The sequence below is a fragment of the Nibrella saemangeumensis genome, from assembly GCF_039541915.1.
GTDB lineage: Bacteria > Bacteroidota > Bacteroidia > Cytophagales > Spirosomataceae > Nibrella > Nibrella saemangeumensis.
Genome location: NZ_BAABHD010000010.1, coordinates 13,886 through 26,257 on the forward strand (window position 1 = coordinate 13,886; position 12,372 = coordinate 26,257).

The following is a 12,372-nucleotide window of genomic DNA, read 5'->3' on the forward strand; positions in this document are numbered from 1 at the left end:
TTGGGCGTTCTGAAAGCACAACCTGCCATACACACGCCTATGACATCTGTACCTTCACTTACCCCTATCGAGAATGCGCATGAATTCTCTGCCGATCAGCTTGTTGACCAGCTTCAGGTAAATACCAAAGCGGGGTTAACCAAAGATGAAGCCCGGCGCCGATTCGAGGAACTGGGTCCGAATGCCCTGCAGGAGACGAAGCGCGAGGGTGCGCTGACCATACTACTTCGCCAGTTCAACGGCGTGATTGTCTGGATTTTGGCGGCTGCTGCTGCCATTTCTTTTTTTCTCGGGGATACGGTGGAGGGGGTGGCGATTCTGATTGTGCTGCTAATCAATGCTATTACCGGTTTCGTACTCGAATGGAACGCCAGCCAGTCGATGGAAGCGCTCCGTAAATTGGATACGGCTCCGGCCCGCGTGCTGCGCGACGGTCGAATCCAGGAAATACCGTCTGATGAAATAACACTAGGCGATGTGTTGCTGGTGGAGGCCGGCGATGTGGTGTCGGCTGATGGTAATCTGTTCGACGTGAACCAACTCGGCGTAGACGAGTCGGCGCTGACGGGGGAATCATTGCCGGTCGAAAAAAGCACGGCGATATCGGTGGCTGATGCCCCCTTAGGGGATCAGCATAACCGGCTGTTTAAAGGGACGGCGGTGGTAAGCGGTAACGGGCGGGCCATTGTGACCGGTATCGGGCAGCATACCGAACTGGGTAAGATCGCTACGATGGTGGAGGAAGCCGAGCGGTCGGCGACACCCCTGGAGGAGAAACTCAATTCCCTGGCCAAGCGCCTGATCTGGATTACGGTGGGTCTGGCGGCTTTGTTCATGATCGTGGGTTTTGTCCGGCAGGAGGAACCGAAACTACTGATCGAAACCGCGCTGGCGCTGGCCATTGCGGCTATTCCGGAAGGGATGTCGGTGGTGGCTACCATTGCACTGGCGTATGGCATGCTGCGGCTGGCCGAGAAAAAGGTTATCGTGAAGCGGCTGTCGGCGGTAGAGACCTTAGGGGGGACCAACGTCATCTTTACCGATAAAACGGGGACGCTGACGCAGAATCGGATTGAGGTCAACACGTTGCAGTTGCCGGAGGGGATGGCGGAGGTCCGGGTAGATGAGCAGGCGGGCAAACTGGAGGTGGTGCAGGGAGAAGCGACCGTTATGGATGACCATGGCTATCACAAACTCGTCCGGATTGGTGTTTTGTGCAACAACGCTGATTACGAACCACGCGAGGGCGAAGATGCCAAAGAGGTTGGTGACCCTGTGGAAGTGGCCCTGCTCAAATTTGCACTCGGAGCGGGTGTAAACCCGGATGAGGTAACGCAGCAACACCCGCGTAAGGCCGAGAAAGCTTTCAGCTCAGATACCCGGATTATGGGAACCCTGCACGAAGCAGACAAGCGTTATCTGGTGGCAGTCAAGGGTGCTACTGAAGAAGTGCTGGACCGGTGTGATACCGTTCTGAAAAATGGGCAGCCAATTTCACTGGGGGAGACTGAAAAAGACGCCATTCAGCAGGTATCTGAGAAAATGGCGGCTGATGGTCTGCGTACGTTAGCGTTTGCCTACCGGGAGGTGAACGAGCGGCCGGGCGATGATTTTACCGAACAGAATTTGACGTACCTGGGTATCATTGGCTTCCTCGATCCACCGCGCACCGAAGTGACCCCCGCGCTGCAATCGTGTCGCGAAGCTGGTATTAAAGTGATTATGGTGACCGGAGACCACCCCGCCACAGCCCTGACAGTGGCCTCCAAAGTAAGACTGATTGAGCCGGGTGAAGAAATTGTGCTGACCGGAAAAGACCTGAAGCCGATTGGTGAACTGTCGGCGGCCGAGAAAGAGCGGGTGATGGCCTGCCGGGTATTTGCGCGGGTGAGTCCCGCGCAGAAGCTCGACATGATTGACCTGTACCAGCAAAACGGCGATATCGTAGGCATGACCGGCGATGGCGTAAACGATGCCCCGGCACTCAAGAAGTCAGATATCGGTATTGCCATGGGGCAGCGCGGCACACAGGTAGCCGCCGAAACCGCCGATATGGTATTGAAGGATGATTCCTTTGCTTCAATTGTGACGGCGATCGGGCAGGGACGGGTGATCTTCGAGAACATTCGGAAGTTTATTCTGTTTCTGCTGTCGTGTAACATGAGTGAGATTTTTGTGGTCACGTTCGCCGGCTTTCTTGGGGTTGGTAATCCCCTGTTACCGTTGCAGATTCTGTTCATCAATATCGTCACGGATGTGTTTCCGGCGCTGGCGCTGGGCGTTGGTCGTGAAAACCGCGAGCTGATGAAGCAGCCTCCGCGTAACCCCGATACGCCGGTGCTGACCAACCGCGACTGGTGGATGATCACCTACTACGCGCTGGTGATGACCATTGCGGTGCTGGGGGTTTACTGGTTCGGTACCCGGAATCTGGGCATGAACCAGGGCATGGGCAATACCATCACGTTTTATAGCTTGTCTTTCGCTCAGCTGTTGCACGTGTTCAACCTGTATTCCGGGCATGGGCATTTTTTCAGGAATGAAATTACCACAAATAAGTTTATCTGGTGGGCGCTTGTTGTTTGTGTCGTCATCCTGGTGCTTACCTATTATGTGCCATTCTTAAGTCAGGTGCTTTCTATCCAGCCAATGACCAATCAGGCCCTTTTGCTCATTGCCGCAGCCGGAATCTTTCCCGTTATCGTTATACAGGTAATTCGGAAACTAACCGGTCTGGGTGAATAGCCCGCCCCTACGGCGGTTTGCTTCATGCAACTTTAGCCCGCCCGGCAACCGCTACTATCATTAAATCAAACGTATGGCTCTACTTACTCCTCTTCATTCCTGGGACGTTACCCCTGAAGAAGCCATTGCCCTTCAGCAGCAGGTCCGGCAGCAGATACGCATTGAACCGATGTCGCGCCCGGCCGAAACGATTGCCGGAGCCGATATTTCATTTAATAAATTTGAGAGAACCGTATACGCTGGCATTGTGGTGCTGAGGTTGTCCGACTTATCAGTTATGGAAGAGGTAGGGGTAGTCAGCGAAACGGATTTTCCGTATGTACCGGGTCTGTTATCCTTCCGCGAAATACCTTCCCTATTAAAAGCGTGGGAAAAGCTGAAAAAGCTACCCGATGTAGTGATGTTTGACGGCCATGGTACGGCGCACCCGCGTCGGATTGGTATTGCTTCCCACGCTGGTTTGTGGCTGAACCGCCCCACATTTGGCTGCGGTAAATCGGTGCTGGTCGGCCGGTACCATGACCCGGCACCGGAGCGGGGCGACTGGTCGCCCATGATGCATAAAGGGGAAGTGGTAGGCGCAGCCCTGCGGACAAAGAATAAGGTCAATCCCGTATATGTCTCACCCGGTCACCTGATTGATTTGGACTCATCTATTCAGCTCACGCTGCAATGCGATGGCGGCTACCGCATTCCGGAGCCTACCCGCCGGGCGCATCTGCTGGTGAATGCCATCCGACGCGGAGAACACCCGGTGGAGTAAGGAGCAGATACAGGATTGCCGATGGAAATCAGTGGAAAACAGGAGCGAGCACCCTGGGCCCCTGCTGGTTAATTTCCGATACATACACCTCGCCGGTAATACCCACAGCCAGAAAAGCATGCTGCATGGCCTGGCCGACCCGCTGCGCCGTTTCGGCATCGCGGCTGAGGGCAAACATGGAGGGGCCGGAGCCCGAAATACTGCATCCGAGGGCTCCGCTGTCCAGCGCAGCCTGCTTCACTTCTTTAAATTCAGGAATCAGAATAGAGCGTACCGGCTCAATGATGACATCCACCATAGAGCGGCTGATGAGGTCATAGTCCGGCTTCATCAGGCCCGCAATCATGCCCGCAACATTGCCCATCTGCGTAATGGTGTTCTTCATCGACACCTCGTTTTTGAGGATAAAACGGGCGTCTTTGGTGTTTACCTCAATATCCGGGTGAACAATGGTGCAGTGCATACCCTCCGGCGTATTGACCCGGATGACATCCAGTGGGTGATAACTGCGAATGACGACAAAACCACCCAGCAGCGAGGGGGCTACGTTGTCGGCATGGGCCGAGCCGCAGGCCAGTCGCTCGCCTTCCATGGCAAAGGGGAGCAGATCAATCGTTTTTAGCGGACGACCCATCAGTTCGTTGATGGCAAACACACCCGCTACCGCACTGGCTGCGCTGGAGCCCAACCCGCTGCCCAGCGGCATCTGCTTGTGCAGGGTGACGTCGATACCCTGGTCGGAGCCGATATGCTGCAAAAACGTTTGAATGGCAATGCCGGCCGTGTTTCGCTCGGCCTGACGGGGGAGCCGACCTTCATCACCAGTTATTTCAATAATCCCGACACCAGGTTCGTTCCGTTTCTGGAGGAGAATTTCATCACCGGGACTATCGACGGCAAATCCGAATATATCAAATCCGCAGGCCACATTGGCTACGGTAGCAGGGGCAAACACGCGGATTGAATTCACAATGGCAGGCGGTAATGATGAATAATTGGAGAACTTACAGCGCAAATACTGTTAAATTGATAAGGGCGTTATATTTACCTGCAAACTTACTACTATAAAATGGAAGTTGTAAAGATTGTCTTCTGGGAAGATAGCGGTGTCTGGCTTGGGTACCTTCAGGATTACCCCGACTACTGGACGCAGGGAGAAACACTGGACGACCTGAGAGAACACTTAAAAGACCTGTATCGTGACATCAGCGGAGGGTATATCCCCGGCATCCGCAAAGTCGAAGAGTTGCTGGTGTCATGAAGCAAATCGACTTGATTAAGAAATTGAAAGAAATGGGATGTGTATTGGTGCGGCATGGTGGGAAACATGATTGGTATCGTAACCCGAATACCGGCATATCGCAGGCGGTGCCACGCCATCGCGAAATCAACGAGCAATTGGCTAAGCACATCATAAAGATGCTAAGCGACAACACAGTTCGATAACATCGGTAGCTATTTACGCCAAATAGCTACCAATACTAACCACATCCGCAAATACCCCCGAAGCGGTAACTTCGGCACCGGCACCGGGGCCTTTTACCACCAGCGGCCGGTCTTTGTAACGCTCCGTCGTGAACGATACGATATTATCTGAGCCGGACAACATGTAGAACGGGTGCTCCGGTCCAACCGAGCGCAGTTCAATCGTTACCTTCTCGTTTTCTAGCGTAGCCACGTACCGAAGCTTTTCGTTCCGGCTCCCGGCGTCGGCCAGCAGGCTTTCGAAGTAGTCGTTGTTGTTCTCCAGCTCCTGGAAGAAAGCCGGGATGGTAGGTGCCGCCGTGCAGGCTTCCGGCAGCAGATTTTTAATAGTCACGTCATCCGGCTCCAGCGGAAAACCGGCTTCGCGGGCCAAGATGAGAATCTTGCGGGCCACATCCATGCCGCTGAGGTCTTCACGGGGGTCCGGTTCGGTATAGCCCTTTTCTTTGGCTTCCCGCACAATGGCCGCAAACGAGGTGCCGGACCGGAAGTTGTTGAAGATATACGACAAGGTACCCGACAGAATCGCTTCAATCTTCAGGAAACGGTCTCCACTGGTCATCAGCCCCTGCAGCGTGTTGATGATGGGCAGACCGGCTCCGACGTTGGTTTCGTACAGGAACTTAACCCCCCGGTTCAGCGCCGTTTTCTGGAGCCGACGGTACTCGGCAAACGAGCCGGAGTTGGCTACCTTGTTCGGCGTTACCACCGAGATGTTGGCGTCCAGCAGCAGCTCATAAAACTGCACAATGTCCTTGTCGGAGGTACAGTCGATGAATACGCTGTTCGGCAGGTTGTAATATTTGATCTGCTCGACAAAGGCCGGCAGTGACGTGGTAACACCTTCAGTCAGCAGCCGTTCCCGCCAATCGTCCAGGCTGACGCCTTTCGGGTCGAGCAGCATTTTCTTGGTGTTGGATACGCCAACCAGACATACCCGCAGGAGTTTTTCGGAGCGCAGGAATTCATACTGGGCGCAGATCTGCCGCAACAGGGTACTCCCGATGAGCCCGGTTCCGACCAAATACAGGTTCAGGATACGGGCTTCGGACTGGAAAAATACGTTGTGGATGGCGTTTAGTGCCTTTGACAGGTTATTCTTGTTGATAACCACCGAAATGTTTATCTCCGACGACCCCTGCGCTACCGCAACAATATTCACCCCATTTTTACCAAGCACCGAAAACAGCTTACCGGCAATACCCGAGCTTTTCTTCATGCCTTCACCGACAGTGGCTATGATCGACAAATCGCGCTCGATACTGATGTTATCAATATGCCCATGCGACATTTCGACCGAAAACTCGGTGTCCAGAATGTCTTTTACCTGCTGGGCCGCCCGTGGGTCGATGGCAAAACAGATGGAGTGCTCGGACGATGCCTGCGAAATCAGGATAACGCTGATGCGGTTCGCGGCTAGCACGCCAAATAGTTTAGCTGATACACCAGCCACCCCAATCATACCGCTGCCCTGCACGTTCACCAGGGCAATATCATCGATTGACGATATACCCGTAATGGTGTATTGCCGGCGCTCGGCCGTGCGGCTCACCATCGTTCCGGTATGGGTCGGATTAAACGTATTCAAGACCTGAATAGGTATGTTCCGGGCGAACGCCGGTTGCAGGCTGGGCGGGTAAATAACCTTGGCACCAAAGTGGGAGAGCTCCATCGCTTCGGCGTAGGTGATGCTGGGAATATTGAAGGCGTTGGGTACTTTGCGCGGGTCGGCCGTCATCATGCCGTCTACGTCCGTCCAGATGTCAATCCGCTCCGCGTTCAGGGCCGCACCGATAATGGATGCCGTATAATCGGAGCCGCCCCGGCCCAATGTCGTGGTTTCGTTCTTCTCGGTAGACCCGATAAAACCGGTAATCAGCGGAATACCGCCGGTTTGCAACGACGTATTACGGGCGAAGAAATCCTGGATTAGCTGGTTGGTCAGCGTGTAGTTAACTTCAGCCTGCCCAAACTGCGTATCGGTTTTAATAAGCTGGCGGGCGTCGCAGAAAACGGCGGGAATGCCCCGGCTCTTGATACACTCGGTAACGATGGCTGTAGAAAGCCGTTCGCCGAAACTCATGATCAGGTCGAGTGTGCGGGGCGTCAGCTCCCGAATCAGCGACACACCCCGGAGCAGATCTTCCAGTTCGTTGATGACACCCCGGATGTTGGCGACCACCTTGCTTTGCTCCTTAACCGGAATCAGGGCTTTGATTACATTAAAGTGGCGGTCCTCAATTCGCCGGACCAGATCCAGGTAATCGGGATTGCCATTGGTGGCCATGCGGCCGATTTCTATCAACTGATTGGTTACCCCGCTCATCGCCGACAACACCACGGCAAAGGTTGTGTCCTCCTGCCGGTGCTGTTCAATGATGTTGATAACCTGTTTTATGCTCTCTACGGACCCAACCGAGGTGCCGCCAAATTTTAATACAATCATGGAAATACAAATTCTATATGCGCAAAGGGTGGTGCGTGAATCAGCTGACTGGCTAATGTAAACTGATTACGTTCAGTTGATGAAGGCTAAAGAACTGCAAATATAGGCAAAAGGGCGCTTATCGCTTATTCGGAAAATATCCAATTAAGATCCACGGTAGAGAATAAGCAGGCGAAGCCTTTTTGTACCGTAACACCACCCTGGCCGGTCTATACGGCGCGTCGGTAATCCCATACCTCTATGACACGATATTTCCTATTGTCTTTATTTAGCCTGCTTTGGGTGTGTGTGGCGGTTGCCCAACCGGCCGCTTTCTCCGGCCGGAAAGTGCATCTTTACCTGCTGGCGGGCCAATCGAATATGGCGGGCCGGGGAAAGGTCGATGCGGAAAGCAAGCAGACGCATCCCCGCGTATGGATGCTTGACCAGGCCGGCAAGTGGGTACCTGCTACTGACCCCATGCATTTTGATAAACCGGCCGTTATTGGCGTGGGCCCGGGTCTGACATTTGGCAGGCTCATGGCAGAAGCCGATACCTCGGTTGTCATCGGTCTGGTTCCGGTAGCCGTTGGCGGTTCGGCCATTGATTCCTGGATACCGGGTGGCTACCACGATCAGACCAAGAGCTATCCGTATGACGATGCCCTGCGTCGGGCAAAACTGGCACAGCAGGCAGGAGTCTATAGGGGTATTCTGTGGCATCAGGGAGAAAGCGACAGTAAGCCGGAACTGACAGTCACGTACACACAGAAATTTATAAAACTGGCGGAGCGGCTGCGGACCGAACTAAACGCGCCTGAGGTGCCGATCGTAGTTGGGACGCTGGGCGATTTTTTCGTGGTGCGGAATGCCGATGCGGCCACCATAAACCAAATCCTCAAGGCACTGCCGCAGCGGGTACCCGGACTAGCCTGTGTAGATGCCACCGGTTTGACGCATTTGGGCGATAACACTCATTTCGATACGGCATCTGCCCGTGAGCTGGGTCGCCGGTACGCCTTAGCTATGCAGCAATTACAACGAAAATTAAAATGAAATCACTCCTGATAAAAGGGGTCGACCACCCCGCCGTGGCTGCCAATGATGTAGACGCATTAGCCGACTGGTATTGCTCTGTTTTCGGTTACGAAAAATGGTTCCACCATCGGAACGCCGAGCCGGCCAAACGTATCTGGATGCTGAGAGCGCCCGACGGTACCTTACTGGAGGTCATGCCAAAGGATGACACCCCTCGTCCGAAGCGCACTATTTTGACACCGGGCTGGTCACATCTGGCCCTTCGGGTTGAGAATCTTGAGGAGGCTATCGCCTTTCTGGATAGCCTAAACGTAGTCTGGGCCAGCGATACCGTAGATGCCATTGGGGGAGGACGCGTCCGTACGCTTTTTGACCCCGACGGAAATATGCTTCAGGTTTTGGAGAGATATTAGAGAGTGAAAGAGTAAATGAGCGAAAGAATGAAAGAGAAGGAAGAACGCTCTTTCGCAGTTTCACTCTTTCCCCTTTTAGAGACTAAGCTTCTCTGCCGTCACCGCTTCTCCGTAAAACAAACTGGCCTGCCGGCTGAACTCCTCCGGTGAGTCGGTGGTGAAAAAGCGGATCTCTCCGCCCTTACTGCATTGCGCATCCATATCGGGGTGACGACGCAGGTAATCGGCCAGGCTATCGGCCACAATTTCCCCCTGACTAAGTACTGTTACGTTAGGGGGGATATGCTCTTTAATCTTAGGCAGCAGAAGCGGATAATGGGTGCAGGCCAGCAGCAGCGTATCCATAGCAGGTGATTGCTCCAGCAAATGATCGATGTGCTTTTTGACGAAGTAATCGGCTCCTTCGCCCTGATATTCATTGTTTTCAACCAGCGGTACCCACATCGGGCAGGCTTCCTGATAGACCTTCAGGTGAGGGAAGAACTTCTCAATCTCAACCAGATACGACTCTGAAGTAACAGTTCCTTTGGTCGCCAGGATACCCACTTCGCCCGATTTTGAATAGTTACCGATCACTTCGGTTGTAGGGCGAATAACACCAAGTACCCGGTAGTCCGGATTGATCTTGTCCAGATCCAGTTGCTGGATATTACGCAGGGCTTTGGCCGAGGCTGTATTGCAGGCCAGAATAACCAGCCGGCAGCCCATCCGGAACAGATGCTGCACACATTCCAGGGTGTAGTGGTATACCGTATCGAACGAGCGGGTACCGTAGGGCGTGCGGGCGTTATCGCCCAGGTACATGTAATCGTACTGCGGCAGTTTCCGGACAATCTCCTTCAAAACGGTCAGGCCGCCGTAGCCGGAGTCGAAAACGCCAATGGGATGATAGGCAGACATACCACAAAGTTACGACTTCTGTTGCCTGGGGCCGTTACGTCTGCTAAGTTTGGCAATAATCTTATGAAACTGCTCCGGATTCTTCTGAAAGTACTGATGGGTCTGCTGATCGCCATTATCCTGTTTCTGGCGGTCAGTCTGGCTCCGGTTGATGATACACCCTATCCGCAAACCGACTATTATAAACAGACCAGACAGCGGCTGACGCAGCTTCAGCCAACGACCACCGGTCGGTACCCCATCCGGGCTGGCTGGGCAAAAGTGAACCTGACACCTTCGTATACCACACCGACGGGTGGCTACGGTGTCCGGCGGGGGAAGCACTGGGAAACGGTTGCCGATTCAATAGTAATACGGGCAATTGTCCTGGACAACGGTACCACGAAAGCCGCCATCGTCAGTGCCGATCTGCTCATAATTCCCCCCACTGTAACCGAGCAGCTAAAGAAGCGCCTGCCAGAAGTGGGCTTACGTTGGGAAACGGTATTCATGGGCGCTACCCATTCCCACAACAGCATCGGAGGCTGGGCACCCGGTCTGGTCGGGGAATTGTTCGGGGGGGTGTACAACCCCAACGTTGTCGACCAAATCACCAACGCGATACTGATGGCCATAACCTCGGCGCAGCAAAACACGGCCCTGGTAGAGGTTGGTTTCGGGCAGGTAGCAGCCGATAGCCTGTTGTATAACCGGTTGAACGAAGGCAACCCAGTTGATGGCTGGTTCCGGATGCTGAAGCTGCGGAAAACCACCGGCGAGTCGGCGTTGCTTTGTACCTTCTCGGGTCATTCGACAACGCTGGATGCTGTTAAGGATTATAAATACCTGAGCCGCGATTACCCCGGTGCTTTGGTGGATACGTTGGGAAAGCAAACCGGCAGTTTCGCCGTTTTTATGTCGGGAGCCGTTGGGAGTACCGGACCAAGAGCCGAAGGTAAAAATGGCATGGAACGGAAACAAAACTATGTCCGTGCCCTTTCGACTGTGGTGTTGCCGGCGATACCGCCAATAACAACCCGCCCCGACATTACTCTGGGCATTGCCACATTGCCGTTAAGCCTGCGCGAACCGAATGCCCGCGTAGTCGGCAACTGGCGTATCCGGCCCTGGCTGTTTCATAGCGTCTATGGCGATTTCCCGTCCGACCTGAAGGCGCTTCGCATCGGCAATACCATTCTGGTTGGAACCCCGTGCGACTTCTCCGGCGAACTGGTGCCAGCGTTTAGTTCGCTTCTTAAACAGAAGGGAGTAAATTTGATGGTAACCAGTTTTAATGGTGGTTATGTCGGATATATTACCCCCGATAAATACTACAATCAGGAAGCTTACGAGACACAAACCATGAACTGGTTCGGACCGTATAACGGTGCTTATTTTGTAGAAATGATGAAAGGTCTGATTGCGAAGATGTAACTGAACAAATCCTTTCTTCCTGCTGTTTTCGGGGTAACCACTTATCCGTGCCGCTATCGACTAACCACTGACGACTATACTCATGAAAGGCTTTCAATTTTCTGATTTTGTTCCACCTGAGAAGAAGGATGGAAGCAGTTTCGATAAACTGCTCAATATTTTTCAGCAGTTGCTGCTCATTACGTCGGGTGATGTGGAGCAGGCTATGTCGTGGATGAACCAGCTCGACCGGCAGTACGGCCTCACCGACGATAAATACGGCATGGGCGACTTTTTCGAAGACCTGAAAGAAAAAGGGTACCTCACCGAAGAGAACGAAGAAGGACGCCTGGTGATGACGCCCAAGAGTGAGCAGACCATTCGCCGGAGCGCCCTGGAGGAAATTTTTGGAAAGCTGAAGCGGTCGAAAGCGGGCGGCAATCACCAGACACCCTACACCGGTGCGGGCGACGAGCTCAGCAGCGATTTACGGGCATACCAGTTTGGCGATACCCTGGAGCAGATCTCCATGACGGAGTCGATTCGTAATGCGCAGATCAACGGTGGCCTGGAGGAGTTTGCCCTGATGGAGCGCGACCTGGAGGTGGTCGAAAAAGAGCAGAAGACGCAGACCTCGACGGTGCTCATGATCGACATCAGCCATTCCATGATCCTGTACGGGGAAGACCGCATTACCCCCGCCAAGAAAGTGGCCCTGGCGCTGGTTGAACTGGTCAAGCAGAAGTACCCGAAAGATACGCTGGATATTATTGTATTCGGCAACGATGCCTGGCAGATCCAGGCAAAAGACCTGCCGTATCTGGAAGTTGGTCCTTATCACACCAACACCGTGGCCGGACTGGAACTGGCGATGGATCTGCTGCGTCGCCGGAAAAATAAGAATAAGCAGATTTTCATGATTACCGACGGGAAACCAACCTGTCTGAAGGAAGGTATCCGGTACTACAAAAACAGTTTCGGCCTCGACCGGAAAATCGTCAGCAAAACCCTGACGCTATCTGCCCAGTGCCGCCGGCTCGATATACCCATTACGACGTTTATGATTGCTTCTGATCCGTACCTGAAGCAGTTTGTGCAGGAATTTACGAAGGTGAACAATGGCCGCGCCTACTACAGCAGCCTGCAGGGACTCGGTAACATGATGTTCGAAGATTTCCAGCGCAACCGGCGGAAGAATATTAAGTGATAGC

At 53.7% G+C, this 12,372-nt stretch carries 11 protein-coding genes; 8 read left to right on the forward strand and 3 right to left on the reverse strand.

What is annotated here, in order from left to right; genetic code table 11:
- The first annotated feature begins 39 nt into the window (after positions 1–39).
- Positions 40–2,745 carry a cation-translocating P-type ATPase gene (locus ABD949_RS04570; protein WP_345241061.1) on the forward strand — a complete coding sequence of 902 codons (2,706 nt, stop codon included), beginning with the start codon at positions 40–42 and terminating at the stop codon, positions 2,743–2,745.
- Positions 2,746–2,818: 73 nt separating this feature from the next.
- Positions 2,819–3,508: a deoxyribonuclease V gene (nfi, locus tag ABD949_RS04575; RefSeq protein WP_345241063.1), complete on the forward strand. Its 690-nt coding sequence runs from the start codon at positions 2,819–2,821 to the stop codon at positions 3,506–3,508.
- Between the two features lie 28 nt (positions 3,509–3,536).
- Here the strand turns inward: nfi and ABD949_RS04580 are convergent, their stop codons facing one another.
- Positions 3,537–4,478 (reverse strand): homoserine kinase, encoded by a 942-nt coding sequence (locus ABD949_RS04580; protein WP_345241064.1) that lies wholly within the window; start codon positions 4,476–4,478, stop codon positions 3,537–3,539.
- A 99-nt stretch (positions 4,479–4,577) separates the two neighbouring features.
- Here ABD949_RS04580 and ABD949_RS04585 point away from each other — a divergent pair, with 99 nt between their 5' ends.
- Positions 4,578–4,769, forward strand: a complete 192-nt coding sequence (locus tag ABD949_RS04585; protein ID WP_345241066.1) for a type II toxin-antitoxin system HicB family antitoxin — start codon at positions 4,578–4,580, stop codon at positions 4,767–4,769.
- Positions 4,766–4,954: a type II toxin-antitoxin system HicA family toxin gene (locus tag ABD949_RS04590; RefSeq protein WP_345241068.1), complete on the forward strand. Its 189-nt coding sequence runs from the start codon at positions 4,766–4,768 to the stop codon at positions 4,952–4,954. Before ABD949_RS04585 ends, ABD949_RS04590 begins: the two co-directional genes overlap by 4 nt.
- A 13-nt stretch (positions 4,955–4,967) precedes the next feature.
- Here the strand turns inward: ABD949_RS04590 and thrA are convergent, their stop codons facing one another.
- Complete coding sequence (gene thrA / locus ABD949_RS04595; protein WP_345241070.1) at positions 4,968–7,439, reverse strand: bifunctional aspartate kinase/homoserine dehydrogenase I; 2,472 nt, start codon at positions 7,437–7,439, stop codon at positions 4,968–4,970.
- Positions 7,440–7,679: 240 nt separating this feature from the next.
- Here thrA and ABD949_RS04600 point away from each other — a divergent pair, with 240 nt between their 5' ends.
- Both ABD949_RS04600 and ABD949_RS04605 read left to right on the forward strand, forming a co-directional pair.
- Positions 7,680–8,474: a sialate O-acetylesterase gene (locus tag ABD949_RS04600; protein WP_345241072.1), complete on the forward strand. Its 795-nt coding sequence runs from the start codon at positions 7,680–7,682 to the stop codon at positions 8,472–8,474.
- A complete protein-coding gene (locus ABD949_RS04605) occupies positions 8,471–8,869 on the forward strand; it encodes a VOC family protein (protein WP_345241074.1) in 399 nt (132 codons plus the stop codon). Before ABD949_RS04600 ends, ABD949_RS04605 begins: the two co-directional genes overlap by 4 nt.
- 75 nt (positions 8,870–8,944) lie before the next feature.
- Here the strand turns inward: ABD949_RS04605 and murI are convergent, their stop codons facing one another.
- Positions 8,945–9,769: a glutamate racemase gene (gene murI / locus ABD949_RS04610; RefSeq protein WP_345241075.1), complete on the reverse strand. Its 825-nt coding sequence runs from the start codon at positions 9,767–9,769 to the stop codon at positions 8,945–8,947.
- Positions 9,770–9,832: 63 nt separating this feature from the next.
- On the opposite strand from murI, the gene ABD949_RS04615 reads away from it, so the two are divergent.
- On the forward strand, positions 9,833–11,182 hold the full coding sequence (locus ABD949_RS04615; RefSeq protein WP_345241076.1) for a hypothetical protein: 1,350 nt from the start codon (positions 9,833–9,835) through the stop codon (positions 11,180–11,182).
- Between the two features lie 82 nt (positions 11,183–11,264).
- Entirely contained in the window at positions 11,265–12,368 is a 1,104-nt protein-coding gene (locus ABD949_RS04620; RefSeq protein ID WP_345241078.1) for a vWA domain-containing protein, read from the forward strand.
- The last annotated feature ends 4 nt before the right edge of the window (positions 12,369–12,372 follow it).